Source organism: Actinotalea sp. JY-7876, from assembly GCF_014042015.1.
Lineage (GTDB): Bacteria > Actinomycetota > Actinomycetes > Actinomycetales > Cellulomonadaceae > Actinotalea.
Map to the genome: position 1 here is coordinate 2,052,786 of NZ_CP059493.1, position 26,689 is coordinate 2,079,474.

General features: G+C 74.5%; 25 protein-coding genes. 11 read left to right on the forward strand and 14 right to left on the reverse strand.

The genetic code is table 11. The annotated features are described in order from the left end of the window. Positions 1 to 684 precede the first annotated feature (684 nt). The 4 genes from H2O74_RS09600 to H2O74_RS09615 form a co-directional block, all read right to left on the reverse strand. Positions 685 to 1,251: a hypothetical protein gene (locus H2O74_RS09600; protein WP_182111384.1), complete on the reverse strand. Its 567-nt coding sequence runs from the start codon at positions 1,249 to 1,251 to the stop codon at positions 685 to 687. Continuing rightward, entirely contained in the window at positions 1,251 to 2,246 is a 996-nt protein-coding gene (locus tag H2O74_RS09605; RefSeq protein WP_182111385.1) for an alpha/beta hydrolase, read from the reverse strand. Before H2O74_RS09605 ends, H2O74_RS09600 begins: the two co-directional genes overlap by 1 nt. Beyond that, positions 2,188 to 2,427: a hypothetical protein gene (locus H2O74_RS09610; protein ID WP_182111386.1), complete on the reverse strand. Its 240-nt coding sequence runs from the start codon at positions 2,425 to 2,427 to the stop codon at positions 2,188 to 2,190. The genes H2O74_RS09605 and H2O74_RS09610 overlap by 59 nt, the downstream gene beginning before the upstream one ends. Before the next feature lie 94 nt (positions 2,428 to 2,521). Then, on the reverse strand, positions 2,522 to 3,088 hold the full coding sequence (locus tag H2O74_RS09615) for a hypothetical protein (RefSeq protein ID WP_182111387.1): 567 nt from the start codon (positions 3,086 to 3,088) through the stop codon (positions 2,522 to 2,524). Positions 3,089 to 3,488: 400 nt separating this feature from the next. Here H2O74_RS09615 and H2O74_RS09620 point away from each other — a divergent pair, with 400 nt between their 5' ends. Then, positions 3,489 to 3,977, forward strand: a complete 489-nt coding sequence (locus H2O74_RS09620; protein WP_182111388.1) for a hypothetical protein — start codon at positions 3,489 to 3,491, stop codon at positions 3,975 to 3,977. Positions 3,978 to 4,039: 62 nt separating this feature from the next. Here the strand turns inward: H2O74_RS09620 and H2O74_RS09625 are convergent, their stop codons facing one another. Next, positions 4,040 to 4,819: a DUF4352 domain-containing protein gene (locus H2O74_RS09625; protein WP_182111389.1), complete on the reverse strand. Its 780-nt coding sequence runs from the start codon at positions 4,817 to 4,819 to the stop codon at positions 4,040 to 4,042. Positions 4,820 to 4,988: 169 nt separating this feature from the next. On the opposite strand from H2O74_RS09625, the gene H2O74_RS09630 reads away from it, so the two are divergent. The 6 genes from H2O74_RS09630 to H2O74_RS09655 all read left to right on the forward strand — a co-directional run bounded on the left by H2O74_RS09630 (position 4,989) and on the right by H2O74_RS09655 (position 11,536). After that, entirely contained in the window at positions 4,989 to 6,368 is a 1,380-nt protein-coding gene (locus H2O74_RS09630; RefSeq protein ID WP_182111390.1) for a sensor histidine kinase, read from the forward strand. After that, on the forward strand, positions 6,365 to 7,018 hold the full coding sequence (locus H2O74_RS09635) for a response regulator transcription factor (RefSeq protein WP_220457940.1): 654 nt from the start codon (positions 6,365 to 6,367) through the stop codon (positions 7,016 to 7,018). Before H2O74_RS09630 ends, H2O74_RS09635 begins: the two co-directional genes overlap by 4 nt. 125 nt (positions 7,019 to 7,143) lie before the next feature. After that, positions 7,144 to 8,157, forward strand: a complete 1,014-nt coding sequence (locus H2O74_RS09640) for a zinc-binding dehydrogenase (protein WP_182111391.1) — start codon at positions 7,144 to 7,146, stop codon at positions 8,155 to 8,157. Further along, on the forward strand, positions 8,154 to 9,632 hold the full coding sequence (locus H2O74_RS09645) for an FGGY-family carbohydrate kinase (RefSeq protein ID WP_182111392.1): 1,479 nt from the start codon (positions 8,154 to 8,156) through the stop codon (positions 9,630 to 9,632). Before H2O74_RS09640 ends, H2O74_RS09645 begins: the two co-directional genes overlap by 4 nt. A gap of 106 nt (positions 9,633 to 9,738) precedes the next feature. Then, the gene (locus tag H2O74_RS09650) at positions 9,739 to 10,098 is read left to right on the forward strand and encodes a hypothetical protein (RefSeq protein ID WP_182111393.1); all 360 of its coding nucleotides are present in this window, start codon (positions 9,739 to 9,741) and stop codon (positions 10,096 to 10,098) included. Positions 10,099 to 10,222: 124 nt separating this feature from the next. After that, positions 10,223 to 11,536, forward strand: a complete 1,314-nt coding sequence (locus H2O74_RS09655; RefSeq protein ID WP_182111394.1) for an alkaline phosphatase — start codon at positions 10,223 to 10,225, stop codon at positions 11,534 to 11,536. Positions 11,537 to 11,555: 19 nt separating this feature from the next. On the opposite strand, the gene fgd is transcribed toward H2O74_RS09655, so the two are convergent. Then, positions 11,556 to 12,569 (reverse strand): glucose-6-phosphate dehydrogenase (coenzyme-F420), encoded by a 1,014-nt coding sequence (gene fgd / locus H2O74_RS09660; RefSeq protein WP_182111395.1) that lies wholly within the window; start codon positions 12,567 to 12,569, stop codon positions 11,556 to 11,558. Positions 12,570 to 12,632: 63 nt separating this feature from the next. Then, complete coding sequence (locus H2O74_RS09665; RefSeq protein ID WP_182111396.1) at positions 12,633 to 14,195, reverse strand: hypothetical protein; 1,563 nt, start codon at positions 14,193 to 14,195, stop codon at positions 12,633 to 12,635. Between the two features lie 85 nt (positions 14,196 to 14,280). On the opposite strand from H2O74_RS09665, the gene H2O74_RS09670 reads away from it, so the two are divergent. Beyond that, on the forward strand, positions 14,281 to 15,108 hold the full coding sequence (locus H2O74_RS09670; RefSeq protein ID WP_182111397.1) for a TetR/AcrR family transcriptional regulator: 828 nt from the start codon (positions 14,281 to 14,283) through the stop codon (positions 15,106 to 15,108). Here the strand turns inward: H2O74_RS09670 and H2O74_RS09675 are convergent. Genes H2O74_RS09675 through H2O74_RS09695 form a run of 5 tightly spaced genes read right to left on the reverse strand, consistent with a single transcriptional unit; the run spans position 15,089 to position 19,581 of the window. Further along, positions 15,089 to 15,376, reverse strand: a complete 288-nt coding sequence (locus H2O74_RS09675; RefSeq protein ID WP_220457941.1) for a ferredoxin family protein — start codon at positions 15,374 to 15,376, stop codon at positions 15,089 to 15,091. The two genes, H2O74_RS09670 and H2O74_RS09675, sit on opposite strands and share 20 nt — an antisense overlap. Beyond that, positions 15,373 to 16,689 (reverse strand): FAD-dependent oxidoreductase, encoded by a 1,317-nt coding sequence (locus H2O74_RS09680; protein WP_182111398.1) that lies wholly within the window; start codon positions 16,687 to 16,689, stop codon positions 15,373 to 15,375. The genes H2O74_RS09675 and H2O74_RS09680 overlap by 4 nt, the downstream gene beginning before the upstream one ends. Next, positions 16,686 to 17,606 (reverse strand): electron transfer flavoprotein subunit alpha/FixB family protein, encoded by a 921-nt coding sequence (locus H2O74_RS09685; protein WP_182111399.1) that lies wholly within the window; start codon positions 17,604 to 17,606, stop codon positions 16,686 to 16,688. Before H2O74_RS09685 ends, H2O74_RS09680 begins: the two co-directional genes overlap by 4 nt. A gap of 15 nt (positions 17,607 to 17,621) precedes the next feature. Beyond that, a complete protein-coding gene (locus tag H2O74_RS09690; RefSeq protein ID WP_182111400.1) occupies positions 17,622 to 18,398 on the reverse strand; it encodes an electron transfer flavoprotein beta subunit/FixA family protein in 777 nt (258 codons plus the stop codon). A 40-nt stretch (positions 18,399 to 18,438) separates the two neighbouring features. Next, entirely contained in the window at positions 18,439 to 19,581 is a 1,143-nt protein-coding gene (locus H2O74_RS09695) for an acyl-CoA dehydrogenase family protein (protein ID WP_182111401.1), read from the reverse strand. Positions 19,582 to 19,775: 194 nt separating this feature from the next. Between H2O74_RS09695 and H2O74_RS09700 the strand changes: the two genes are divergently transcribed. The 3 genes from H2O74_RS09700 to H2O74_RS09710 all read left to right on the forward strand — a co-directional run bounded on the left by H2O74_RS09700 (position 19,776) and on the right by H2O74_RS09710 (position 24,488). After that, the gene (locus tag H2O74_RS09700) at positions 19,776 to 21,395 is read left to right on the forward strand and encodes an acyl CoA:acetate/3-ketoacid CoA transferase (protein WP_182111402.1); all 1,620 of its coding nucleotides are present in this window, start codon (positions 19,776 to 19,778) and stop codon (positions 21,393 to 21,395) included. Position 21,396: 1 nt separating this feature from the next. Next, positions 21,397 to 22,668: an OFA family MFS transporter gene (locus tag H2O74_RS09705; protein WP_182111403.1), complete on the forward strand. Its 1,272-nt coding sequence runs from the start codon at positions 21,397 to 21,399 to the stop codon at positions 22,666 to 22,668. A 119-nt stretch (positions 22,669 to 22,787) separates the two neighbouring features. Continuing rightward, positions 22,788 to 24,488, forward strand: a complete 1,701-nt coding sequence (locus H2O74_RS09710) for an AMP-binding protein (RefSeq protein ID WP_220457943.1) — start codon at positions 22,788 to 22,790, stop codon at positions 24,486 to 24,488. 82 nt (positions 24,489 to 24,570) lie between these two features. On the opposite strand, the gene H2O74_RS09715 is transcribed toward H2O74_RS09710, so the two are convergent. After that, positions 24,571 to 25,608 (reverse strand): PHP domain-containing protein, encoded by a 1,038-nt coding sequence (locus H2O74_RS09715; protein WP_182111405.1) that lies wholly within the window; start codon positions 25,606 to 25,608, stop codon positions 24,571 to 24,573. Then, positions 25,605 to 26,573, reverse strand: a complete 969-nt coding sequence (locus H2O74_RS09720) for a Ku protein (RefSeq protein WP_182111406.1) — start codon at positions 26,571 to 26,573, stop codon at positions 25,605 to 25,607. The genes H2O74_RS09715 and H2O74_RS09720 overlap by 4 nt, the downstream gene beginning before the upstream one ends. Positions 26,574 to 26,689 lie beyond the last annotated feature (116 nt).

A 26,689-nucleotide genomic window follows, 5' to 3' on the forward strand; every position in this document is an offset into this window, starting at 1 on the left:
CGGTCCGGCACTCCCCCGCACGGGGATGCTGCCGCACCGGGGGCCTCGTGCGTGCGGTGATTGACGCGACAGGCTGGTCCCGGACCGGTCTCGTCATGACAACCACAACGTGCTCCGACGAGCACGACCTGACCTCCCCGTTCTGGACCGTGGGCCACATCGCCCAGGCCTTCAGCGTCGCTCGGCGCACAGACGGGGGCCTCGGACCCGCGGCACCAGCCCCGGCGCGTGCCACCACTGCGTGTACGTCCCGGAGACGTCCTGCGAGGCGTTCAACCACGGCCTGGACCGCTGCCTCATCCACGGCGGCCACGACCTTCCGGCGTTCCTGACCTGACCTGGCGCGACCCGACGACCGCCATCCTGCCGGCGCTTCCGGACTCAACGGCCGACATCGTTGCCGGACACGATGCTTCTGGTTCGCACCTCCCGGGGCCGGTACGGCGGCTTGGCGGTATCCCTGCCGGTCCGCATCAGTGCAGTCGGGCAAGGCAGTCCCCCTCCGTCGCAAGCGGGTCCGGCCAGCGCCACCGAACACCAGGGCTGAGCAGACACGCGAATGGCGAGGGATCCAGACGGACACGGGACGCTTCGCCTACCACGGTGCGCGGGCGGTGGCGCCCCGTCGGCGCGTGCGGGTGGCGGGGTCGACGATGCGACATGTTCAAGCGGTCGGCCAAGCGGTCACGGCGCCGGCGTGCCCGCGGCGGTCCACTCGCGGATGTCCTGCGGCGCGGGGATGCACGGCCCTGTAACGGTCAGGCCGAAGGAGGACACCCGGTCGGGGTCGGCTTCGAGCATCCCACCCAACCGCATCACGTACCCGTTCTTGTGGAAGGCGACGGACCGACCTCCTCCGTCGGAGAGCAGCTCGCGGCCCGGCTCCCACCCGTCGGCGACGTACGGCGCAGCGACCTCCTCGATCAGCGACGCGGTCTCGCGGCGAGGGTCGAAGTCGAACCACCAGTGCGAGGACCACTGGATGGCGGTCGGGACCTCGGTGTCGGCGACGAGGTCGTCGGAGCACTGCGACCACCGGTCCTCGACGTCCGGGAAGTGCACGACCGACACGCCAGCGTCGGCGTAGTCGCGCTCGATGCTCGCTGCGACCTCGGCCGCGGTGGAGAACACGACGTCGCGGGTGTCGTCGGACTGGGTCACGATCTCCGCCTCTCCGGGGCCGCAGCCCGTCAGCGCCGCCAGGAGCAGCGCGCTTATCCCCGCTGCCAAGCGCGCGCCCGCTCGATGCATCACTGGACCTGCACCGTCGGCGGTACGAAGTCCGGGTCGGACATCGGGTAGTGCGGCACGGCCACCGGGTGCCTGCCGGCGGACATGTGCATGTCGGGCTCGGTGTACATCGTCGCCTCGCCACCGGTCATCACCGCCAGGACGTTCTCCCACGCTGTCGTCCCGCGGTTGAACACCGCACTGTGGGAGGCCAAGCCCTGCACGATGCCGCTGTTCGGGTCGTCCGCGTCGATGCGGCCGGTCTCCAGGCGCACGACACCGTCGAGCAGGTCGGGGTCGGCGCCGTGACCGAACGGACCGGCCTGCAGGCCCTGGGTGGCGCCGATCGCGTCCCCTGGCGCCGTCATGGAGTACCGCGGGGTCGACGGGTCGGCATTGTCCTGCACATTGAACACGTTCGGCCCCGCGCCAGCGGACTCCACGTGCAGGATGCGGTCGGCGACCATCCCCGCAGCTTCGGCCGCACCGACGACCGACCCGCCGTAGGAGTGACCGACGACCGTGAGCGGGACACCCTCGGGCCGTTCGACGCCAGCGACGAAGTCCCGCAGCGCTCCGGCCTGGTCGAGTGCGTAGTGCGAGTGGGGCGCGTCGGCGGTGATGCTCTGCGGCATGGGGCCGCCGAGGTAGGTGATGACCGCCAGGCTTCCGCGCGGTTCGGCCGCCTCGACGAACGTCATCGCCCGGTCGTACTGGCCGGGCATCTTCGTCTCGTTGGTGCCGGTGCCACCGAGCAGGGACCAGATTCCCCGACCGCCGAGCTCGCCGGCTGAGTGCAGGTCGGTGTGGACGAACATCTGCGACCGTCCGTTGGCGAACGTGAGCAGCTGTCGATGGAGCGGGTCGAGGGCGTGGCCCAGGCGCTCCTCGGCTGCCGCCAGCTGCTGGTCGCTCGCCGCGACGTGCGGGATCGTCAGCGGGTAGATCTCGGGGACCTCAGCGTCCCGGCGCATTCTCGCCAGGGCGATGTCCCCGATCAGAGCCTTCCAGCTCACTGGTGGCCTTTCTGCGCGCCCGCACGAAGTTGACGACGGCTGCGGCCACAGCCACCGCGGCGGCGCACCACACGACCTGCGGCGTGACCCGGTGCTGGAGGTGGGAGACGCCGACGATGATCAGGCCGATGACCAGGCCTGAAGCCAGGGCGCGGACGACATCTCGGGTCACTGCTGACATATCGCGTGAGGGTAGCCGAGCTCAATGCAGCCGTCGCGAGAACGGCTACTGCCTGCGCGGCGCCTGCAGCCTTGACGTCGTTGCTCAGGCTTGCTCAAGGTGCGGGCTCGGGCTCGGGTGTCCACTCGCGGATGTCCTGCGGAGCAGGCGCGCACGGCCCTGCGACGGTCAGGCCCAACAAGGTCGCGCGGTCCGGGTCGACCGCCCTGTCCCCTCCCCACAGCATCACGTACCCGTCCCGGCGGAAGGTGACCAATCGGCCGGTCCCGGAGCCCGAGTCCTCGCCCTGTTCCCAGCCGTCCGCGACGTACACCGCACCGATCTCGTCGATCAGAGAGGCCGTCTCCCGGCGCGTGTCGAACGTGAACTGCCACGTCGTGAGCCACTGGATCGCGTCCGGGACCTCGGTGTCCGCAGCGAGGTCCTCCCCGCAGTCCGTCCACCGGTCCTGCTCGGGGAAGTGCACGACGCTCACACCGAGCTCGGCGTACTCACGCTCCATGTGCGCCGCGGCCTGCCGGCCCGTGGTGAACACGTGCTCGCGGATCTCATCGGACTGCGTCCCGACCTGCGACTCCCTGGAACATCCGGTGGCCACCGCGAGGACCAGGACGGCCCGCAGCACCACGCCGGGGACCGACACCGTCGCGCGCTGCGTCACCGCACGTCCATCGTGGGCGCGACGACGTGGGGGTCGTCCATGATCACTGCCGACGTGAACCGCCCGTCCGCGTGGACGTGCTCTTGCGGGCGGCCTGAGCCCTGCCTCTCGGCGACGACGCCGCCTGGGAGCTGCCGACGGGGACCGTCCAGGGCGCCCGTCGCCCGAGCCCCAGGACGCTGCGCCCTCGCTTCCCCGCGATGCACAGCTGCGGCTCGAACCGCGCCACCCGAAGTGTCCACCAGCCACCCCCTGCGCAGGATGCTCCCACGCCCCAACCGTCTCGAGGAGGCGCCTGGTGTGGCCGTGCCGGGGCCTGCCTGTTGTCGTCGGCTCGCCGCGCAGGGTGAGGCGGTGCGGCGGAGACTGGACGGACCAGCACGAGCCGTAGGGGGCACTCATGCGCAGGACCGTCGCCGCACTCTCGCTCGCCGGAGCGCTGGCGCTCACCGGCTGCGCCGCCGACGACCCGGACGACGACCCGGACGACGACCGCCCGGCCGCCACGAGCTCCGCGTCGGAGGACGGCGGGGGCAGCAGCGGCGGCGATGAGTCCGGCGGCAGCGAGAGCGCCGAGGCGGTCGACCTCGACGACCTGCAGACCCAGATCGACGACCTGCGCGCGAGCGTCCAGGACGCCGGGACCGAGGTGCGCCGGGAGGCGGAGGAGGCGCTCGACGAGGCCCAGGCGGCGCTCGACCGCGCGGAGTCCGCGCGGGAGAGCACGGACCGGTCCGTGCGCGACGCGGCCCTGGACGCGGTCGACGACGCGACGGATGAGATCGCGGACGCGCGCGAGGAGGTGTCCGACGACGTGCGGAGCGCGTTCGACACGCTCGACGGGGACCTGCGCCGGCTCGGCGAGGAGCTGCGCCGGGACGCGAGCTGAGCGACGGCTTCGCGGCCACCGGCGACCGCTCGCCCCGGGGAGCGACCGCCGGTGACCACCGGTCACGCGAGGGCGACCGTGACCCCGCCCGAGAACGGGGAGTCGTGCAGCTCCAGCTGGGTCAGGGTGGCGTCCACCGGCACGTCGAACACCACGAGGCCCTGGACCTGGTTCCCGGGGTTGATCTGGTTGAGGAAGCTGTTGGCGTCACCGAGGTAGATGGCCGCTCCGGTGTCGGCCGAGAACGTCCGCCCCTGGGCGTCGAGCGCCTTCTGGGACGACCCGTCGAAGTACTGCGCCTGGTCGCCGATGTTCGTCACCGTGAGGTGGACGAGCACGAACTGGCCCTGAGCCTCCTGGCCGAACATGTCGTCCCCGACCCGCGTCACCCCCACCTCGACCTGGGTGACGACGAACTCGAACTTCCCGTCCGCGACCGTCGCGCCGACGCCCGGGAGCGCCTCGGCGGCGGCCTCGTCCTGCGTGGCCTCGTCCTGCGTGGCCTCGTCCTGCGCGTCCTGGACGTCCTCCGCGAGCGGCGCGTCCGCGGGCTGCGTCGGGGCTGCACCCGCCGGGGCGTCGCCGTCACCCCCACCGAGGGCTGACGCTCCGATCCCCAGGACGACGAGGACGCCGAGCGTGCTGAGCACCTTGTGCCGGGCGAACCAGCTGCGACGCTCGCCCGGCGCCGGGGACTGCTGCCCGGGCGCCACGTAGGAGTGGCCAGGCGCCGCGTGGGGCTCGCCCGGCACACCATAGGGCTGGCCCCCGTGCGGTCCCTGGGGCGGCTGCGCGGCGCCCGGCTGCGGCGGGTGCGGGAACGGGTGCTGGGGCTCGGACATGGGGGCCTCCTGGTCGGGACGATCTCGGGCGTCGGCTCGGCGCCACGGTCCCGGGCGCCGGCACCGACTGTCCCCGGGGCCACGGGGCCGGCACGTCGTCCGACCGGCTCGCACCGGCTGGCCCTTCGATGGACGCGGCGTGTCGGTGGTGCGGCCTACCGTCCCGACCATGGCCAGTCCCCCACCGGCGGTACCGACGACGGCCCGGCCGCGCGCGCTGCTCGGGCGAGCACCCTCGCACCGCATCCCGGCGGCAGCCGCGACGGTGCCGGCCCCGGGCCGGCTCACCGGTCACCGCCTGCTGCTGCGCCGCGTCGGGGACGCCGCGCTCGTGCTGGTGTGCGTGTTCTCGATGACCGGCGCCGTCGCGTTCGCGTCGCAGCACGCCGACGGCAGGGCGGGCGCGCCGCCGCAAGGGCTGCTCGTCCTCGCGTGGCTCGGCGGCGTGCTGGCGTGCGCGAGCCTCCCGCTGCGCCGACGCCACCCCGTGGCGGTGACCGTGGTGACCGGCGCCGCCGCCGTCCTCCTGCCGCTCGACGCCCTGGCCGTGCTCGTCGTCCTCCCGCGGGTGATCGCGTTCCGGTCGGCGCGCGCCGCCTGGTGGTGCGGCGCGCTCGCCGCCGCCGCGACCGCCGTGGCGCTCGCACGCGACGCGGCCCGTCGGCCGCACGACGCCGTCTTCTCGGCCGCCGACCCCGTGACGGGCCAGGTGCAGACCTTGCCCGGTAGCGGCTACGCGGTCCTGGGCCTCCTGCTCCTCGCCGTCTCGGTGGGCACGGGGCTGGTGCGCCGCTCGCGGCACGTCGCGACCACGGCGGTCCGGGCGGAGCGGGAGCAGGCGCACGCCGTGCAGGAGCTGCGCGCGGAGCTCACCACCGAGCTGACCCGCCAGGACGAGCGGGACCTCATCGCCCGCGAGCTGCACGACACCGTGGCCCACCACCTCTCGATCGTCTCCTTGCGCGCCTCCGCTCTCGAGCTCACCGCCGACGGCGAGCAGGTCCAGGACGCGGCCCGGTCGATGCGCTCCTCGGCACACCAGGCCCTGGAGGAGATGCGCGACCTCATCGCGGTCCTGCGCGACGCCCAGGTGCCGCTCACGGCAGGCCCGATGCCCGGGCGCTCGCTGGCCGACCTCGCCGACCTGGTCGCCTCGGCGCGCGACGGCGGAGCCGACATCGCCGCGACGGTCTTCGTCACGGACGGCGTGCGGGCGCCGGCCGCGCTGACCCGCGCGGTCTACCGGATCGTCCAGGAGAGCCTGACCAACGCGCTCAAGCACGCGCCGCACGCACGCGTGGACCTCGACCTGCGGGCGGCGCCGGGTGACGGCGTCCACGTCCGGGTGCGCAACGGCATGAGCCCGGGCCAGGCACCGTCCCAGGCACCCGGATCCGGCACCGGCCTGGTGGGCATGCGCGAGCGCGCCTCGACCGTGGGGGGCACGGTCGAGGCCGGCCCGCAGGGCGACGCCTGGGTCGTCACGGCGCACCTGCCCTGGCCGTCGGCCGCGCCCGTGTCGGAGGCGGACCCTACGATCCAGGCGTGATCAGGGTGCTGCTCGTCGAAGACGACCCGCTCGTGCGCACGCTCCTGCAGACGATCCTCGAGCAGCAGGACCTCGCGGTCGTCGGGCAGGCGGCGGACGGCGACGAGGTCGTGGCTGCGGTGCAGGCGCACCACCCGGACGTCGTGCTCATGGACCTGCGCATGGCGCGGATGTCCGGGGTCGAGGCGACCGCGGCGCTGCAGCGGCTTCCGGAGCCGCCGGCGGTCATCGCGCTGACGTCCTTCGACGCCCAGGACGTCGTGCTGGCCGCGGTGCACGCCGGGGCGCGCGGCTACCTCGCCAAGGACTCGGCACCCGAGCAGATCGCTGACGCCGTGCGCGTGGTGGCGGCGGGCGGCAGCCGGCTCTCGGACCGCGCCTCGCGCGCCGTCGTCGACCACGTGACGGCCGACGTCGGCGCTCGTCGCCGGTCCGAGGCGCTTGCCCGGCTAGGCGCCCTCACCGACCGCGAGCAGGAGATCGCCACGGCGGCGGCCGCCGGCCTGTCCAACGCCGCCATCGCCGCACGGACGTTCTGCAGCGAGGCCACGGTCAAGACCCACCTCAACCGCGCGATGACCAAGCTCGGGCTCGAGAACCGGGTGCAGCTCGCGACCCTGGTCGACCGTGCCGGCCTGACGCCCGGCTGACGTGCCGAGCCGCCGCCGCCGAGGCCGCGTCCACCGGGCAGTGTTGCCGCGCACCCCGGTGAGCGCGCGCCCCTGGGTCGGTAGGCTCCAGGCGCACGAGGGTCGACCACACGAGAGGACCCAGGATGAGGGCAGCACGTCTGCACGGCGTCGGCGACCTGCGGATCGACGAGGTCGACGAGCCGGTGCCGGGCGAGGGCGAGAGCCTCGTGCGGGTCACCGCCGTCGGGCTGTGCGGCTCGGACCTGCACTGGTTCGCCGACGGCGGCATCGGCGACGCCACCCTGTCGGAGCCGCTCGTGCTCGGGCACGAGCTCGCCGGCGTCGTCGAGGGCGGCCCGCACCACGGGCGTCGCGTCGCGCTGGACCCCGCGGACCCGTGCGGGCGCTGCGAGCAGTGCCTGGCCGGGAACCGGAACCTGTGCCCCACCGTCCGCTTCGCCGGGCACGGGCGCAACGACGGCGGGCTGCGTGAGCTCATGGCGTGGCCCACCGAGCTGCTGCACACCGTCCCCGACGAGCTCAGCGACGCCGACGCGGCGATGCTCGAGCCCCTGGGGGTCGCCCTGCACGCCGTCGACCTCGGCGGGGCGCGGCTGGGCGCGACGGTGGTCGTCGTGGGGTGCGGACCGATCGGGCTGTGCGCCCTGCAGCTGGCGCGGCTGGCCGGCGCCGAGCGGGTCGTCGCCGTCGAGCCGCTCGCGCACCGTCGCGAGGCGGCGGCGCGCCTGGGCGCCGACGTCGTCCTGGACCCCTCGCACCCGGGAGTCCTCGATGCGCTCGCCGACGCCACCGCCGGACGCGGGGGCGACGTCGTGCTCGAGATCGCGGGCAACGACGACGCCGTGGCGCTCGCCGTGCACGCCGCAGGCCCGGGGGCGACGGTCGTGCTGGCGGGCATCCCCGACGCGGACTCGACCTGCTTCCCGGCGTCGGCCGCGCGCCGCAAGGGACTGACGCTGAAGCTGTCGCGCCGCATGAAGGAGATGTACCCGCGGACGATCGCGCTCGTGACGTCCGGCCGGGTCGACGTCGCCTCGCTCGTGAGCGACACCTACCCGCTCGGGCGCGCCGCCGACGCGTTCCGGGCGGCGCACGCGCGCGAGGGCCTCAAGGTCGTCGTCGCGCCGGGCCGATGACGCTCGTCCTGGCGGTCGACTGCTCGACCACCGCCGCCAAGGCCGTCGTGGAGGACGCCGACGGGCGGGTGGTCGCGAGCGCCTCCCGTCCGATCACCACGAGCAGCCCTCGCCCGGGATGGCACGAGCAGGACCCGGCCCGGTGGTGGGACGCCACGCGCGACGCCGCGCGGGAGGCGATCGCGGCGCTCCCCGACCCGGCCGCCGTCGGAGCCGTGTGCGTGACGCACCAGCGCGAGTCGTTCGCGTGCCTGGACGAGACGGGTGCCGCCCTGCGGCCCGCGATCCTCTGGCTCGACGCACGCGCGCACGCCGAGATCGCCGCGCTGGGCACGGACCGTGTCCACGACGTGTCGGGCAAGCCGCCGGACACCACCCCCGCGATCTACAAGCTCGCCTGGCTGAGCCGGCACGAGCCGGCCGTCCTGCGCGACGCCGCGCGCGTCGGCGACGTCCAGGCCTACCTGTGCCTGCAGCTCACGGGCCGGTGGGCGACGAGCGCGGCGTCGGCCGACACGCTCGGGCTGCTCGACCTGCGCACGCACGAGTGGTCGCCGGAGCTGCTGGCGCTGGCCGGCGTGCGCGCCGCCCAGCTCCCCGAGCTGGTCCCCGACGGCGAGGTGCTGGGTCTGCTCACCGCGGGGGCGGCCGGCGAGCTGGGCCTGCCCGGTCCCCTCCCGCTCGTGGCCGGGCTCGGTGACGGTCAGGCCGCCGGCCTGGCGCTGGGGGCGGCGCAGGACGGCGTCGCCTACCTCAACCTGGGCACCTCCATGGTGCTGGGGGTCACCTCGCCCGAGTACCGGTGGGACCCGGCGTTCCGGACCCTGGCCGGGATGGTGCCGGGGACGTGGACCCTCGAGACGGTGCTCAACGCGGCCGCCTACGTCGCCTCGTGGTGCCGCGAGCAGTTCGGCGGCGGGACCCCCGGCGACGCGCTCGAGGCCGCGGCCGCCGCCCTGCCGCCCGGCGCGGAGGGGTTGCTGACGCTCCCCTACTGGAACGCCGCCCAGACGCCCCACTGGGACCCGCTCGCGCGCGGCGCGGTCGTCGGGTGGCACGGGCGTCACACCCCCGCGCACCTGTACCGGTCGATCCTCGAGGGCGTCGCGTTCGAGCTGCGCCTGCACCTCGACCGCCTCGAGGCGGCGACCGGGCACCGGGTCGACGTCGTCCGCGCCGTCGGCGGCGGCGCCCGGAGCCCGCTGTGGGTCCAGGTGGTCGCCGACGTCACGGGGCGCACGGTGCGCGTCTGCTCGGCCGGCGAGATCAGCGCGGCCGGCGCGGCGGCGCTGGCCCGCGGCCACCTGGCGGGCGGCGCGCCCGACGTCCACCTCCCGGACGGCCACGACGTCGTGCCCGACCCCCGCACCGCCGACGTCTACGCACGGCTGTTCGCCGCGCAGTCCCGTCTCTACCCCGCGCTGCGCGACGTCTTCGCCGAGCTCGCGGACCTGCGCGAGCACGACGCCGGCTGAGCCGCCGGGGTCGAGGGGGCGCGGCGAACCACCCGTCCGGGTGGTCAAGCCCGGCCCGCGGCGCGCCGATGTCGAGGTGGACACCGACGTCGACGAAGGAGCGGTCATGACGGACCTCACCGGCCGCGCGCTGGGGGCCCCGGGCCTCGGGGTGGGCGCGCTCCGCGACACGGCCGCGCGCAGCGGCGAGCCCGCGAGCCCGGCACCACCGCGCACCGGCGCCGAGCTGCGCGCCGCACTCGCCGCCCTGCCGCGCACCGGGGTGCGCCGCGGGTACCGGGCCGAGGCCGTGGAGCGGCTCGTGGGGCGGGCGGCGGACGAGCTCGACCGGCGTGCCGCCGGCGAGCCGCCCCTGCTGCGGGCGGACGACGTGCACCCCGACGGGTTCGCCCTGGCCATGGCCGGCTACGCCGCCGGGCCGGTGCGCGCGCTCCTCGCCGCCGCCGCCACCGCCCTGCGGTCCTGACGGGGCTGCTCCCCGGTCCGGTCGGCCGGCCACCCTGGTGCGCCCCGGCACCTGCGGCGTACGTTCACCCGTACGGAGAAGTGCCGGGATCGAGGCCGACGACGACGTCGGGCCAGGGGGCGACATGGGACTCACCACGTCACGACGGACGACGACGGCCGCGGGCGCCGCGGTGCTCGCGATCGGCCTGGCCGCGGGCGGGGGCCAGGGCGACGGCCGCGGGAACGGTCAGGGGAACGGCCACGGCAACGGCCGCGACCAGGCGCGCAACGTCGTCCTGCTCGTCGGCGACGGCCTGAGCATCGCGGCGCGCGAGGCGACGCGCCTGGCCACCGTCGGTCAGGACGGCGAGCTGGCCATGGACTCCCTGGAGTACGCGGGGTGGACCCACACCGACTCGGCGGATCCCGAGGAGGCCGTGACCGACTCCGCGGCCGCCGCGACCGCCTTCGCCACGGGTGTGCGCACGTACAACGGGGCCGTGTCCGTCGACCTCACCGGCGCGCCGGTGCGCACGCTCCTCGAGGAGGCGCGCGACCTGCGCAAGGCCACGGGCCTGGTCACGACCGCGCAGGTGACCGACGCGACGCCCGCCGCGTTCGGTGCGCACGTCGCCGACCGCGGCGACCAGACCGAGATCGCGCGCCAGATGATCGAGGAGACCCGGCCCGACGTGATCCTCGGCGGCGGGGAGGACTGGTGGTACCCCGAGGGGGACCCCGGCGCCTACCCGGACGACCCGGCGGACCCGCGACCCGAGGTCAGCCGGAGCACGATCGGCAACCTCGTCGAGCGGGCGCAGGCGTCGGGGTACACCTACGTCAGCACGCCCGAGGAGCTCGCGGCCGCCGACGCCGACCGGCTGCTCGGCCTGTTCGCCAACGAGGAGATGTTCGAGCAGGCGCCGGAGGGCGCGGGCGACGAGTACGCCCCGGTCGTGCCGCTCAGCACCATGACGCAGAAGGCGCTCGACGTGCTCTCCCAGGACCGCCAGGGCTTCTTCCTCATGGTCGAGGAGGAGGGCGTCGACGAGATGGCGCACAACAACAACGCCGCGCGGACCATCCAGGCCGGCCAGGCCCTCGACGCCACGGTGGCACTGGTCCACGAGTTCGCGCGCCAGCACCCGGGAACCCTGGTCGTGGTCGTCGGCGACCACGAGACCGGCGGGCTCGCGATCGAGAACGTCGACCCGGACGACGAGTCGGGCGACCCGACCAGCACGAGCGCCGAGGTGCTGCAGAGCCTCGAGGACGGCCCCTTCCCCGTCGCGGGCTCCGACCTGGAGTTCGTCGTGGACTGGACGACGTCGGGCCACACCGGCGGCGCCACGCCGCTGACCGCGGAAGGCCCCTCGGCCCAGCGCCTGGCGCGCGCGCAGGACGCCACGAACGTGCACGACGTCATCCTCGACGCGCTGCGCGGCAGGCGGGGGTGACCCCGCGCCTACGGCGCCGTCAGAGGGCCCGCAGGCGCGGCGCGAGGTCGCGCTCGAAGAGCTCGAGGAAGCGTCGCTGGTCGTGCCCGGGCGCGTGGAAGACGAGGTGGTTCAGCCCGGCCTCGACGTAGGGCGCGATGCCGGCGACCACCTCGTCCGGGTCCGAGCCCACGATCCACCGGGACGCGACCTGCTCGATGGGCAGCGCGTCGGCCGCGCGCTCCATCTCGACCGGGTCGTCGATGTCGTGCTTCTGCTCCTTCGACAGGGCCAGGGGCGCCCAGAAGCGCGTGTTCTCGAGCGCCACCGCCGGGTCGGGGTCGTACGACAGCTTGATCTCGATCATGCGGTCGATGTCGTCGTGCGCGCGTCCGGCGCGCTCGAGGCCCTCGGCCACGGCCGGCAGGAGGCTGTCGGTGTAGAGCTCCATGCCCTTGCCGGACGTGCAGATGAAGCCGTCGCCGGCCCGCCCCGCGTACCGCGCCACCACGGGGCCGCCCGCGGCGACGTACACCGGGACGCCGCCGTCGGGCCGGTCGTAGATCGACGCGTCACGCGTGGAGTAGTACTCGCCCCGGAAGGTGACCCGCTCCTCGCGCCAGAGCGTGCGCATGAGCTCGACGGCCTCGCGGAGCCGCGCGAACCGCTCCTTGAACGGTGGCCAGGGCTCCTCGGCGGGGCGCGAGCCGGTCGCGATCTCGTTGAGGGCCTCGCCCGTCCCCACGCCGAGGAACACGCGGCCCGGGTAGAGCACCGCCATCGTCGCGAACGCCTGCGCGAGCACGGCCGGGTTGTAGCGGAACGTGGGCGTGAGCACGCTCGTCCCGATCCGGATCGTGCTGGTGCGCTCGCCGACCGCGGCCATCCAGGCGAGCGAGAACGGCGCGTGGCCGCCCTCGTGGCGCCACGGCTGGAAGTGGTCGCTCACGGCGACGCTCTCCATGCCGTGCGCCTCCGCGGCGACCGCGATCTCCACGAGCTCGCGCGGGCCGAACTGCTCGGCGGATGCCTTGTACCCCAGGCGGAGCGTCATGCGGTTCCTCTCCTCGACGGCCGACCCGTCCACCGTAGGCGCCGCGCGCCGAGCACCGCGCGGTCAGCCCAGGCCCACCATGGTCTGGCTGCCGTTGAGCACGGGGCTGCCGTCGACCTCGAGCAGGACGGGCATCCCGGCGAGGATGCCGTCCGGCAGCGCGGCCGCCGTCGGCAGCGCGGAGGTCCACAGCGGCACGCCGTCGAGACCGACGGCGTGCAGGACCCACCGGCCGTCGGACCGCGCGAGCAGCACCACGCGCTGCCCGTCGGTCACGGTGCCCAGGTCCGCGCGCGCGCCGGCCACGGGGACCGACCACTGGCGGGCGCCGGTGAGCAGGTCGAGCGAGAAGACGCTGCCGGAGTCGGCGACGATCGCGCTCCCGTCCCGCCGCAGCAGCACCTGACCGACCTCGAGCGGCGCGCTCCAGCGCACCTGGCCCGACCGCGTATCGGTCGCGCGCAGCTCCCGGCCGCCGCTCGAGGTGAGCACCACGTGGTCCAGGCTCGCGTCCCTCACCTCGGGCTCGGCGAGGAAGCCCTCCACCGGGCTCAGCGCCGCACCCGAGCGGTCGTACCAGGTGCCGGTGGCGGCCCGCCTCGACCCGATGACGTCCGTCCAGGCACCGAATCCCCGGTCCGTGACCTCGACGAGCGCACCCTCCAGCGACGGGGACAGCGCGTCGGCATCCTCGACGTCGACGTCCGGCGCGTCCCACGACCCCAGGGTCACCCCGTCGGCGTCGAGCACGAGGGTCGTCGGCCCGTGCACCACGACCAGGTCGTGCTCGACCGTGACCCAGGCGCTCGGTGAGCCGTCCGGCTGGCGCGCGGTCAGGGCCAGCTCGCGGGACCACACCACCTCCGCGGTCACGGGGTCCGTCCGTACGACGCGCACGACGTCACCGTCGCGGTACGCGAGCACGGCGTCACCGTCGATCACGCCGTAGCCGGAGGACGGCAGGGCCGTCGGGTGCTCGGAGACCACGGTGCCGTCGGTCGCGTCGAGGGTCACCAGCTCGCCGTCGAAGGTCGTGGTCGTGCCGTCGGAGTTCGGGACGACCACGGGCGAGACCCGCCAGCACAGGACCACGGGGCGCTCCTCGCGACCGGCCACACCCTCGCACCAGTCCACGCCCCGGCCGTCGTCCGTCGCGCCGCGCGCCACGCTCCAGCGCGCCTGCCCGGTGGCGGGCTCCAGCGCCTGGAGCTCGACGCCCCCGATGCGCTCCTGCCAGCGCAGCACCAGGTCGTCCGTCCACGAGACGCCGAGCACGGTGGACGCCTCCCAGGTCGCGACCAGGGGCTCGTCGAGCGGTGCGACGACGCCCGGGATGGCGCCGGCCCGCGCGGCGCGTTCCTCGGCGCGCTGCGCCTGGAGGCCGTGGGCACCCCACGCGGCGACGATCCCCAGCACCGCGACGGCGCCCACGACCCGGGGCCGCAGGCGCGGTCCACGTCGGGCCCGGGGGGCGTCGACCGTGCCGGCTGTCTCCGCGGGCGCCGAGCCGTGGTGGGGGCTGCGCGCGGCGAGCTCCGCGAGGACCGAGCCCGCCTCGACGTCGTCGGCCTCGAGCTCGACCTCCACCATCGCGTGCCCCGCGCCCGGTCGGCCACGTCGCCCCATTCCCGGACATTACCGCCGCGCGCCGGGCCGGGCCCGGGGAGGCTCTGCGCGGGCCGGACGGCGCCTGCGGCACTACCCTCGGGAGGTGACCTCGTCCGCCCCGCCGGAGCCCTCGACCCCACCGCCCGGCCGCACGACGGATGCGAAGCGGGGGCGGGGGCGCCCCCGCGATCCCGAGCTCGAGGACCGTGCGCTGCGGGCCACCCTCGACGTGTTCGGCGAGAAGGGCTGGGCCGGCCTGACCATCGACGAGGTGGCCACGCGCTCCCGGGCGGGCAAGTCGTCGATCTACCTGCGCTGGCCGGACAAGGCGACGCTGCTCGCCTCCGCGCTGCGGCGGGTCCAGGCCGAGGGCGACGACGCCCTCGGCCCCGAGCCGGCCGACGCCCCGCGCCCCGCCGGGGGCGAGCCCGACCGCCCTGCCGAGGACGCGCCCGACGCCGCCCCCGCCGCCGACCCGGCTGCCGACGACGCGTCCGACGGCGACGCGTCCGACGCCACCGACGACGACGCGCCGCAGTCCGTGCGCGACTACCTCGTCGCGCACGGACTGCGGCGCGCGCAGCTCTACCTCGGACCGTTCGGCCTGGCGATGCTGCGCCTGTACGTCGAGGCCCGCGCCCACCCCACGGTGTTCGCGGAGATCCGCCACGACGCGATCACCACGTTCGTGCTGGACGAGCGCCACCGCGTCGAGGACGCGATCCGCGACGGCGAGCTGCCGGCGGGGGCCTCCGCCGTGCAGCTCCTCGACGCGGTCGAGGGCGCCATCCTCATGCACGTCCTCGTGACGCCGCCCGAGCTCCTCGAGCGGGTGCACCGCACGATGCCGGAGTACGTCTCCCGGCTCGTGGACGCCCAGCTCGCCGCGGTGGCGCACGCCGGCTCCGCGCCTACCCCTCCCGGTAGCTGACGCCGAAGCCGCCGCGCGGGTAGTGCCACCGCAGCGCGCCGGGCGCCGCCACGGCCAGGCACGTGCCGCACTCGACGCAGGCGGCGTAGTCGGCGACGACGCGGCCGTCCTGCTCGCTGTACACCCCGGCCGGGCACACCGCGATGATCGCCTTGTCCGTCCCGGTGCTGCGGCACAGCTCCTGGTCGATGGCGATGTGCGACTCCTCCTCGTCGATCGTGAAGGTCGTGCGGGCGAGCCGCTCGGGAACCGTCATCGGGGTGCTCACAGTGCCCTCACTCCTGCCCATCCGTCGCTGACCAGCTGCCGGAGGGTCACCGGCGACCGGGAGAAGGCCGCCTTCGCCGTCTGGACGAGGTGACGCCGGGGCGTCCCGTCCAGCGCGAAGACGTCGTGGAAGATGCTCGCCGCGAGCTCGCCGTAGGCGCCGTACATGCCGGTGCGCTCGAGGAACTTCGGCGCCTTGCCATAGGTCCGCATGTCCTTCATGACGAAGCTCTCCTCGAGGCGGCGCCGGTAGCCGGCCAGCCCCTCGCGCGAGACGTCGCCCGCGGCCAGCGCCTCGACCACGGCGTCCGCCGCCGCGAGGCCGGACCCGATCGCCAGGTCCATGCCCCGCACGGTCAGCCCGCTGTTGATGGTCAGGCCCGCGGCCTCCCCCACCACGAGCATGCCGTGGGTGGCGACCTCGCCCACCATCGCGAGCCCGCCCTCGGCGACCACGTGGGCGCCGTACTCGACCATCTCCGCACCGCGGAGGTACGGCGCGAGCCCGGGGTGCTGGAGGTAGTGCTCGAACACCTCGGCCGACGTCCGGCCCGAGCGCACGAGGTCGTCGAGCCGCAGCACGACACCGACCGACAGCGAGGTCGTGTTGGTGTACAGGAACCCGCCGCCTCCGATCCCGAGCGTGCAGTCACCGACGATCGCGTGCGCGGCGCCCTGGTCCCCCGTGACGCCGAACCGGTCCTCGATCGTCTGGCGCGGCAGGGCCATGACGGCCTTGACGCCGACGGCCATGTGGTTCGTCGGCTCCTTCGGCCGCAGGCCGATGCTCCGCGCGAGGAAGGAGTTCACACCGTCGGCGGCCACCACGACGCGAGCGCGCAGCTGGTCGTCGCCCGCCTGGACCCCGACCACCCGCGGCGCGCCGTCGGGCCCCGGCTCGGTGAGCAGGGTGTCGACGCGCACGCCGGGCATGAGGAACGCCCCGGCCTCCTCGGCCTTGCCGGCGAGCCACGGGTCGAACTTCGCCCGCAGCACCGTGACCGCGTTGACCGGGTCGGCCAGACCCTGGCCGCTGTAGTCGATCCCGACCGCCGAGTCCGGCGTGAGGAACGTCGTCACGTGGCGCGTGATGCGCCGCTCGACGGGCGCCTCGTCCGCGAAGCCCGGGAAGACCTCGTCGAGCACGCGGCCGTAGAGCACGCCGCCCGAGAGGTTCTTCGACCCGGGCGTCTCGCCGCGCTCGATGAGCACGACGGACAGCCCGGCGGACGCCATCCGGTACGCCGCGACGGCGCCGGCCGGGCCCGCGCCGACGACGGCGACGTCGAAGTCCGGCTCGGCGACCTCGCTCACGACGTCGCCCCGACGGCCGCCGTGAGGGCCGGCACCACCTGGTAGAGGTCGCCGACGATGCCGTAGTCGCACTGGGCGAAGATCGGCGCGTCGCGGTCCGAGTTCACCGCGACGACGACGCCCGCGTCCCGCACGCCGACCATGTGCTGGAGCTGACCCGAGATGCCGACGGCCACGTACAGCGCGGGCGAGACGTGCTGGCCCGAGATGCCGATGTACCGCTCCTTGGCGAGCCAGTCGACGCCCTCGGCGAGGGGACGCGAGCACGCCAGCTCACCGCCGAGCGCGCGCGTGAGGTCCTCGATCAGCGCGACGTCCTCGCGGGCCTTGAGGCCGCGGCCGACCGCGACCACGGTCCGCGCGGCGCCCAGGTCGACGTCCGCCCGCTCCTTGGTGCGCACGTCGGTGATCGTGACGCCCGTCAGCGGCGCGACGGCCACCTCCTCGACGGGCGCCGCGGCACCGGCCTCGGCGACGGCGCCGGGACCGACGGCGAGCACGACGACGCCCTCGACGGCGCTGCGGTGCTCGCTGATGCCGCCGAGCACGCCGTGCGTGACGACGACCTGCTCGCCGGACTCGACGGCGGTGACACCCTGGAGCACCGGCGCGCCGACCCGGGCCGCGACGGCACCGAGCAGGGCACGCCCCGCGCCGGTGGTGGCGCCGACGACGCCGCGCGGTGCGGCCTCGGCGACGACGCGCGCCACCTCGGACGCGAGCGCCTCGACGGGCAGGCCGTCGGGCAGGGGAAGCCACAGGACGCGGTCGACGGCGGGGGCGACGGCGTCCGCGACCTCGCGGCGTCCGGCGACCACGGCGACGACCTCGGTCGCGAGGGTGCGGGCCGTGGTGACGAGCCCGGTGACGGCCGGCTCGTCGGCGACGAGGACCAGGGCCTGGGTGGAGTTGCTCATGGTGACGCTCACTTCCTACAGGACGCCGGCCTGGCGCAGGGCGCCGACCAGCTCGGTGGCGGCGGCGGCCGGGTCGCTGCCGTCCAGGACGATGCCGCGGCGGTCGCCGGCGGCCGGGCGGGCGGTGCCCACGGTGGTGACGACGGTGCCGGGGGCCGGCACGTCGAGCTCGGCGAGCGGCAGCACCTGGACGGGCTTCTTGGCGGCGCCGAGGATGTCCTTCATGCCCGGGACCCGCGGCACGACGGCGTCCGTCGTGGTCGCGAGCACGGCCGGACCGCTCACCGCGAGGGTCACGACGCCGGCCGGCGCCTCGCGCTCGACGACGAGGCCGCCGTCCTGCGGCACGACCGACGAGACGGACGTCAGCCCGAGCCAGCCGAGGTGCCCGGCGAGCGTCATGGGGACCTGACCGGCGGCGACGTCGATCGACGAGTCGCCCGTCAGGACGACGCGGACGTCGCCGAGGCTGCGGACCGCCGCGGCGAGCACCGCCGCGAGGCGGGTGCCGTCGGCGCCGGCCAGGGCGTCGTCGGCCACGACCACGAGCCGGTCCAGGCCGCGCGAGAGCGCGGCCTTGCGGCCGAGCGGGGTGTCGATGGACGCGTCGCCGACGGTGAGGCCGACCACCTCGTCACCGGTGGTGTCGGCGAGCGCGCGGGCGAGCTCGAAGGCGACGGGGTCGTACTCGCTGACCGAGGCCTTGGCGCGGCTCGGGTCGACGGTGCCGTCGGGGCGGACCTCGACGTGCTGGGGGTTGGGCGCCCACTTGTAGGCGACGACGATCTTCATGGGGTTCTCCTCGGGAGGTGGCTGTGGCGGGCGCGGTGCGTCAGCTGTGGTCCTTGACGATCTGCCGGCCGGCGATGTGGACCATGATCTCGTCGGTGCCGCCGCCGAAGCGGTGTCCGCGCAGGTCGCGCCACAGGCGCGAGACGCGGGTGCCGACGGTCACGCCGACGCCGCCGAAGATCTGCATCGCCTCGTCGGCCACCTCGAAGGCGGCCATCGCGGCGTAGCGCTTGCACAGCGCGCCCTGGCTCTTGAGCGGCAGCTCCTGGTCGACCATCCACGCCGTCTTGTAGACGAGGTTGCGGATGTTCTCGAGCTTGATCGCCATGTCGGTGAGCTTGAGCTGGATCAGCTGGAAGGAACCGATCGGGACGCCGAACTGCACGCGCTGCGCGGCGTAGGTGGCGGCGTCGTCGAAGGCGCACTGCGCCATGCCGAGGCAGTTGGCGGCGATGACGAGCCGCTCGAGCTCGAAGTTGCGCATGAGCTGCTTGAAGCCGTTGCCCTTGACCCCGACCAGGCAGCTCTCCGGCAGCGTGACGTCGTCGAGGAAGATCTCGCACGAGTCCGAGATGTGCCAGACGATCTTGTCCAGGCGGTTCGTGGTGACGCCCGGGGCGTCCATCGGCACGAGGTACATCGAGATGGCCTTGCGGCGGTCCTCGACCTCGGGGTTCTTCGCCATGAGCAGCAGGTAGCGCGACTGCAGCGCGTTGGTGATGAGGGTCTTGGTGCCGTTGAAGGTCACCATCCCGTCGTGGTGCACGGCCGTCGTGGCCATCGCCGCGTTGTCCGAGCCGGCGCCGGGCTCGGTGAAGCCGAGCGCGAAGGGCACGTCGCCGGCGGCGAGGAGCCCGAGGATCTCCTGCTGCTGCTCGTGCGAGCCGAACTCCAGGATGTCCATCGCCTGGAGCAGCTCGAGGCCGTAGCCGTTGTTCAGCCCCTGCCGCGCGACCCGCTCGGCGAGCATCACGAGCGTCAGCGCGTCGCTGGGCGTGCCGCCGAACTCCTCGGGGAAGCCGAGCGAGCCGAAGCCGGCCTCGTTCATCGCCTTGCGGAACGACGTCGGCGGCTGGTGCGTGAGGTCGAGGTCGGCGATGTACGACTCGGGGCACTCGCGCTCGAGCAGCTCGTCGAGGCTCTCCAGGAGCAGCTGCTGCTCGTCCGTCAGGCCGAAGTCCATGGGTGTCCCTCTCCAAGTCCCAGGGGCGCCCGTTCGATCCGCGCCCGGCCGCCGTCGTGGCGTCCGGAGCCATCGTCGGCCGCTGCCCCCCACCACTTCTCAGGACAATGGTCCCGTTTACCGACGCAGCCCGTCCGGAAAAGTACGGAGCGTTCGGCGGACCTCCGTCGACCGTTCCGAGGAAGGGACACGACGTGGCACACGTCATCACCGCGGCCGAGGCCGCAGAGCTCGTCGCCGACGGCGACACCGTCGCACTGAGCGGGTTCGGCCTGGCCTGCGTCAACGAGGAGACGCTCGCCGCCGTCGAGCAGCGCTTCCTCGCCACGGGCGCCCCGCGCGCCCTGACGGTCATGCACGCGAGCGCCGTCGGCAACCGCCGCGACAAGGGCATGAGCCACTGGGGCCACGAGGGCCTGCTCAAGCGCTGGATCGGCGGGATCGCGATCGCGTCGCCGAAGCTCGCGGCCCTCATCGAGGCCGACGGGTGCGAGGCGTACAACCTCCCCCAGGGCGTCATCACGCAGCTCTACCGGGAGATCGCGGCCAAGCGCCCCGGCGTGATCACCAAGGTCGGCCTCGGCACGTTCGTCGACCCCCGGGTCGAGGGCGCGCGCATGTCGCCCTCCTCGGTCGACGACCTCGTCCAGGTGGTCGAGCTCGCCGGTGAGGAGTGGCTCTTCTACCCCTCGTTCCCCGTGAACGTCGCGCTGATCCGCGGCACCGTGGCCGACGAGGACGGCAACCTCACGCTCACGCACGAGGGCCTCAAGATGGAGGTCCTGCCCATCGCGCAGGCGGCGCACAACAGCGGTGGCATCGTCATCGCCCAGGTCGAGTCGATCGCCAAGGCCGGCTCGCTGGACCCGAACGACGTCAAGGTCCCGGGCATCCTCGTGGACTACCTGGTCGTCTCCTCCCCGGAGAACCACTTCCAGACCGAGAACACCCACTACAACCCGTCGTTCTCCGGCCAGCTGCGCGTCCCGCTCTCGGGCGTCGCGCCGCTCGCGCTGTCCGAGCGCAAGGTCATCGCGCGACGCTGCGCGATGGAGCTGCGTCCCGGCACCGTGCTCAACCTCGGCGTGGGCATCCCCGCCGACGTCGGCGTCGTGGTGGCGGAGGAGGGCCTCAGCGACCAGATCATGCTGACCACCGAGGCCGGCGCCGTCGGCGGCGTGCCCGCCGGGCTCAAGGACTTCGGGCACGCGTACAACCCCCAGGCCCTGGTCGACATGCACGCGCAGTTCGACTTCTACGACGGCGGCGGCCTCGACGTGGCGGTCCTCGGGCTCGCCCAGACCGACGCCGTCGGCAACGTCAACGTGTCGAAGTTCGGCTCGCGCGTCGCCGGCTGCGGCGGCTTCATCAACATCTGCCAGTCGGCCAAGACCCTGGTCTTCGCGGGGACGTTCACCGCGGGCGGGCTCGACGTCGAGGTCGCGGACGGCGCGGTGAGCATCCGCACCGAGGGCCGGGCCCACAAGTTCCTCGGCCAGGTCGAGCAGATCACGTTCAGCGGCCCGTTCTCGGCGCAGCGCGGTCAGCGCGTCCTCTACGTCACCGAGCGCGTCGTCTTCGAGCTGGTCGACGGCGTCATGACCGTCATCGAGGTCGCGCCCGGCGTGGACCTGCAGACCGACGTCCTGGACCAGATGGACTTCGTCCCGGCCGTGTCCCCGGACCTGCGGCAGATGCCGGCCGAGCTCTTCCACGAGACCTGGGGCGGCCTGGCTGCCCACGTGAGCGGTACCCCCGTCCCGCAGTACCCCTCCGCGCCGGCGCCGACGCCCGCGCTCGTCGGAAAGGCCTGACATGTCCCGGACAGCCACGCCCACCATCAACCGGTGGGCCGTGCTCTGGGGATCCGTCGCGATCCTCATGTGCACGGGCGCGATCTACTCGTTCTCCGTCTTCGCCGGGCCGCTGAGCGGCCTGCGCGGCTGGACGATGCCCGAGGTGATGATGGCGTTCACCATCAACGCCGCGATCGGCCCGATCCCGATGATCCTGGGCGGGTGGATCGTCGACAAGGGCGGCGCCCGCGTCTCGATCCTCGTCGGCGGCCTCATGTTCGCGGCGGGCTTCATGCTCACCGGCATCTCGACGACGACCACGATGCTCTACCTGAGCTACGGCGTCCTCGCGGGCCTCGGGCAGGGCCTGGCCTACTCGGGCTGCCTGAACAACACGATGAAGCTCTTCCCGGACAAGCGCGGGCTCGCGGCCGGACTCATCACCGGCGGCATGGGCGCCGCCTCGGTGATCGCCGCCCCGGCGGCCCAGGCGATCATCAAGGGATCGGGCGTCACGACGGCGTTCGTCGCGATGGGCGCCGTGTACGCCGTCGTCGTCGTGGTCGCCGCGCTCTTCCTGCGGGCCGCGCCCGTGGGCTACACCCCGGCCGGCTGGACACCGCCGGCGGGTGCCGGCGGCCAGGTGAACCTGCCGTGGACCGGCATGGTGCGCACGCCCGCGTTCGTCCTCATCTTCCTGATGATGGGTGTCGGCGCGTTCTCCGGGCTCATGATCGCCTCGCAGGCCTCCGGCATCGGCCAGAGCGCGATGTTCGGCCTGAGCGCCACCACCGCGGCCGTGTTCGTGTCGATCTACGCCGCCTGCAACATGCTCGGTCGCATCGTCTGGGGCGCGGTCTCCGACCGCCTCGGCTACACGACCGGCCTGATGCTGATCTACACGGTCGTCGGCCTGTCGATGCTCGTGCTGGTCACCGTGTCCTCCACGGTCGGCTTCGCGATCGGCATCATCGGCCTGGGCCTGTGCTTCGGCGGTGTCATGGGCATCTTCCCGGCGCTGACCATGAAGAACTTCGGTCCCAGGTTCCAGGGCATCAACTACGGGATCGTGTTCACGGCGTACTCGGTCGCCGCGTTCTTCGCCCCGCGGATCGCCGCGAGCATGGGCGCGGAGGGCGACTACACCAAGCCGTTCATCATCGCGATCGCGCTCGCGGTCGTCGGCCTGCTGCTCACGCTCGTGCTGGTCCGCGTGAGCCGCCGTCCGGCGACGCCGACGGACACGCCTGCCACCCCGGCGGACCGCGCTCCGGCGGCGACGGGAGCCTGACCTGTCCGGCGCCGGCCGTCCTCCCACGGCCGGCGCCGGCACCCAGCTCCGCGGTGCGCGGCGGGATCCCAGGCCCGCCGCGTACCGCGGTCACCACGAGAGGCAGTGAGCACGTGGACGTGGACCTCAGCCCCGCCGCCGCGTTCGCGCACGCCGCGTACCGCGCGCCGGGCGCCACGAGCGTCGTCGACGAGGACGCGCGGTGGACCGCGAGGCAGGTGGCGGCGGCCGCCGCCGCCCTGGCGGGCGAGCTGACGGCGGCCGGGGTACGCCCCGGGGACCGGGTCGCGCACGCCGGGCGCAACAGCGTCGAGCTGCTCGTCACCCTCCTCGCGAGCGCGCACGCGGGGGCGGTGTTCGTCCCGCTCGGCTTCCGGCTCTCCGCGGCGGAAGCCGGTGCGCTGCTCGACCACGCCGAGCCGTCCGCCCTCCTGGTGGACCACGACCTCGCGGACGTCTACCGCGACGTCGCCCACGCACGACCCGGCCTGAGCCTCGTCCCGCACGGCCACGCGACGCCCCGCGCCCTCGGTGCCGACGCCGACGCGCACCCCTACGGCGAGCCCACGCGCTGCGCCCCGGACGACCTGGCCGTCCTCATCTACACCTCCGGCACCTCCGGCCGGCCCAAGGGCGTGCAGCTCACCCATGGCAACCTGTGGTGGAGCGCGCGCAACATCGACGCGACCTTCGACACGCGCGCGGACGACGTCGCCCTCGCCGTGGCGCCGATGTCCCACATCGGGGGCCTCAACGCCTTCGTCCTGCGCACGCTGGTCCGCGGGGGCACCGTCCTGTCCCGCCGGGCGTTCGACGCGGAGCGCTCGCTCGCGGACCTCGTCGGCGGCGCCACCACGGTGTTCGGGGTGCCCGCGATGTTCGGGGCGATCACCCGGTGCCCCGGGTTCGAGGTCGCGGACCTCTCCGGTGTCCGGGCGGCGATCGTCGCCGGCGCGCCGGTGCCGCCGGCGCTCGTGCGGACCTTCGCGGCGCGCGGCATGCACCTGCAGCAGTCGTGGGGCATGAGCGAGACCGGGCCGGGAGCCACCTACCTGCCGCAGCGCTGGACCACCGCCAAGGCGGGCTCCGCCGGCCTCCCGCTGCCGTGGACGACGCTGCGCCTGGCGGACCCGGTGAGCGGCGCCGTCACGCCCGTCACCGCCGGCGCGACCGGCGCGGCCGGCGCGGCCGCCACGGCCGCCACGGCCGCCCCCGCGACGTGCGTGGGCGACGACGACGTCCGCGCCCGCTCGGCCGCCGTCGTCGCCGCCGGCGAGATCCAGGTCCGCGGCCCGAACGTCACGCCCGGGTACTGGCGGGACCCGGAGACGACGCGTGCCGCGTTCACCGACGACGGGTGGCTGCGCACCGGTGACCTGGCCACCCTCGACCCGGACGGCTGCGTGACGGTGGTCGGGCGCCTCAGCGAGGTCATCAACACGGGCGGCGAGAAGGTCTTCCCCTGCGAGGTCGAGCGCGCCGTCTCGGAGCTGGCGACCCGGGAGGGCGTCGACGACCTCGCCGTCGTCGGCGTGCCCGACCCGCGGTGGGGCGAGACCATCGTGCTCGCCGTCGAGGGACCGGGGCCGCTCCCCGCGCTCGACGAGGTCCGCGCTCTGGGCGCCCTGACCCTCGCCCGGCACAAGCTGCCCACCGCCGTCGTCGGCGTCGCGACGCTGCCCCGCAAGGCGACGGGCAAGGTGGACCGCACGGCCCTGCGCGGCCTGGCCGTCGCCGCGACCACGGCGCCTGCCGCGACCACGGCCGCCGGGACCGAGCCCGTCCCCGCCGCGACGGCACCTGCCGCGCCCATGGCCTGAGGCGCGCCGCGCCGCGCCGGCCCGATGAGCCGAGCACCCGTCGCGCCCGCGACGCGAGGGCGTAGCACCCCCGGGTCCCTCCTCAGGAGCGGGCGCGGGTCCAGGCGAGGAGGCGCTCGACCGGCCACGTCGTGACCACGCGGTCGACGTCGACGCCGTGCGCGGCCAGCCGGTCGCAGCCGTCGACGAGCCAGTCCAGCTGGCCCGGGGCGTGCGCGTCGGAGTCGATGCTGAACAGGCACCCGGCCTCGGCCGCGACCGCGATGAGGTCGTCCGGCGGGTCCTGCCGGTCCGGGCGGCTGTTCACCTCGACGGCCACGCCGTGCTCGGCGCAGGCGGCGAACACGGCGGCGGCGTCGAACTCGGACTGCGGCCGCTCCTTGCCGCGCACGCGCCGCCCGGTGCAGTGCCCCAGCACGTCGGTGCGCGGGTCGCTGACGGCCGCGACCATGCGCCGCGTCATGGCCGCGCGCTCCATCCGGAGCTTGGAGTGCACGGACGCCACGACGACGTCGAGCTCGTGCAGCAGCGCCGGCTCCTGGTCGAGCGTCCCTTCGTCGAGGATGTCGCACTCGATGCCCGTCAGGAGGCGGAACGGCGCGAGCACGCGGTTCATCTGCCCGATGCGCTCGACCTGCCGCCGCAGGCGCGAGGCCGAGAGCCCGTTGGCCACCGTGAGCCGCGGTGAGTGGTCGGTGATCGCGAGGTACTCGTGGCCGATCTCGACCGCCGCGAGCGCCATCGCCTGCACGGGCGCGCCGCCGTCGCTGGAGTCCGTGTGGGAGTGCAGGTCGCCGCGCACCGCGTCCCGCAGCGCCTGGCCCGCCGGGGTCGCCGCCCGCAGGCGCTCGCCCAGCTCGCGCTCGAGGTCCGCCAGCACGCCCGGTACCTCGCCGTGCACGACGGCGGCGATGACCTCCGCCGTGCGCTCCCCCACCCCCGGCAGCTGCTGCCAGGCGCCGTCGGCCGTGCGCGCGCGCCACTCGGCGTCCTCGAGCGCCGCGACGGCGTCGCCGGCGCCGCGGTAGGCGCGCGAGCGGTACTCAGACGCCTGCTGCCGCTCGAGCAGGAAGGCGATCCGGTGCAGCGTCCCGACGACGTCGTCCCGCGCCACGCTCACGAGGCGCGGCGCCGGGTGGTCTTCTTCGCGGGCTCCGCGTCGTCGGCCCTGGGCTTGGCCCGGCTCGCGCGCTTCGGCTTCTCGGCCGCCTCGTCGTCCTTCGGGGCCGCCTTGGCGCGGCTCGCCCGCTTCGGCGCGGGCTCGGCCGCGGGCTCGGCGGGCGCCGCCGAACCGGCACGCGCGCCGCGCGCCTTCTCGACGCTGCGCTGGAGCGCCGAGAGCAGGTCGACGACCTCGCCGCCCGAGCCCTCGTCGTCGTCCTTGCCGGCCGCCGCCTTGATCGTGGTACCCGAGGACACCTTGGCCTCGATGAGCGACTCGAGGGCCGCCTGGTAGCGGTCCTCGAACGCCGAGGGGTCGAAGTCGGCGGCGAGCGACTCGACCAGCGAGGACGCCATCTGCAGCTCCTGGGGACGCACCTGCACCTCGGCCTCGAGGATCGGGAAGTCCGCCGAGCGCACCTCGTCCGGCCACAGCAGGGTCTGCAGGCAGATGACGTCGTCGCGCACGCGCAGCACCGCCATGGACTCGCGCTGGCGCAGCGCCACCTTGACCACGGCCATGCGGTCGGTGGTCTTGAGCGCCTCACGCAGCAGCGCATACGGCTTCGCGGCCGTCTTCTCGGGCTCGAGGTAGTACGTCTTGCCGAGCATGATCGGGTCGACCTGGTCCGAGGGCACGAACTCCTCGACGGCGATCTCCCGCTCCGTCGCCAGGGGCAGGTCGTCGAGGTCCTCGTCGGTCAGGACGACCATCCGCCCGTCGTCGGTCTCGTAGCCCTTGGCGATGTCGCCGTAGGGGACCTCCTCGCCGTCGACGCTGCAGACCTTCTTGTACCGGATCCGGCCGCCGTCCTCGCGGTGCACCTGGTGCAGGGGGACGCTGTGCTCACCGGTCGCGGCGTAGAGCTTGACCGGCACGTTGACCAGCCCGAAGGCCACCGCGCCCTTCCAGATCGCACGCATGCGCCCACCTCCTCGGCGCCGCGCCCGCCAGGTCGGGCTGCCTGCTCCCGGGGCGCTGTGCCGATCGAGGGCAGGCGCGATCCGGGTGCCGGTCGGCACCTTCTGTGGGCAGGATG

Excerpts from the sequence above, each read along its gene's own strand:
- H2O74_RS09600 (WP_182111384.1), bottom strand. The coding sequence starts at position 1,251 with ATGCATCGAGCGGGCGCGCGCTTGGCAGCGGGGATAAGCGCGCTGCTC.
- H2O74_RS09610 (WP_182111386.1), bottom strand. The coding sequence starts at position 2,427 with ATGTCAGCAGTGACCCGAGATGTCGTCCGCGCCCTGGCTTCAGGCCTG.
- H2O74_RS09620 (WP_182111388.1), top strand. The coding sequence starts at position 3,489 with ATGCGCAGGACCGTCGCCGCACTCTCGCTCGCCGGAGCGCTGGCGCTC.
- H2O74_RS09625 (WP_182111389.1), bottom strand. The coding sequence starts at position 4,819 with ATGTCCGAGCCCCAGCACCCGTTCCCGCACCCGCCGCAGCCGGGCGCC.
- H2O74_RS09630 (WP_182111390.1), top strand. The coding sequence starts at position 4,989 with ATGGCCAGTCCCCCACCGGCGGTACCGACGACGGCCCGGCCGCGCGCG.
- H2O74_RS09640 (WP_182111391.1), top strand. The coding sequence starts at position 7,144 with ATGAGGGCAGCACGTCTGCACGGCGTCGGCGACCTGCGGATCGACGAG.
- H2O74_RS09645 (WP_182111392.1), top strand. The coding sequence starts at position 8,154 with ATGACGCTCGTCCTGGCGGTCGACTGCTCGACCACCGCCGCCAAGGCC.
- H2O74_RS09650 (WP_182111393.1), top strand. The coding sequence starts at position 9,739 with ATGACGGACCTCACCGGCCGCGCGCTGGGGGCCCCGGGCCTCGGGGTG.
- H2O74_RS09655 (WP_182111394.1), top strand. The coding sequence starts at position 10,223 with ATGGGACTCACCACGTCACGACGGACGACGACGGCCGCGGGCGCCGCG.
- fgd (WP_182111395.1), bottom strand. The coding sequence starts at position 12,569 with ATGACGCTCCGCCTGGGGTACAAGGCATCCGCCGAGCAGTTCGGCCCG.
- H2O74_RS09665 (WP_182111396.1), bottom strand. The coding sequence starts at position 14,195 with ATGGGGCGACGTGGCCGACCGGGCGCGGGGCACGCGATGGTGGAGGTC.
- H2O74_RS09685 (WP_182111399.1), bottom strand. The coding sequence starts at position 17,606 with ATGAGCAACTCCACCCAGGCCCTGGTCCTCGTCGCCGACGAGCCGGCC.
- H2O74_RS09690 (WP_182111400.1), bottom strand. The coding sequence starts at position 18,398 with ATGAAGATCGTCGTCGCCTACAAGTGGGCGCCCAACCCCCAGCACGTC.
- H2O74_RS09695 (WP_182111401.1), bottom strand. The coding sequence starts at position 19,581 with ATGGACTTCGGCCTGACGGACGAGCAGCAGCTGCTCCTGGAGAGCCTC.
- H2O74_RS09705 (WP_182111403.1), top strand. The coding sequence starts at position 21,397 with ATGTCCCGGACAGCCACGCCCACCATCAACCGGTGGGCCGTGCTCTGG.
- H2O74_RS09720 (WP_182111406.1), bottom strand. The coding sequence starts at position 26,573 with ATGCGTGCGATCTGGAAGGGCGCGGTGGCCTTCGGGCTGGTCAACGTG.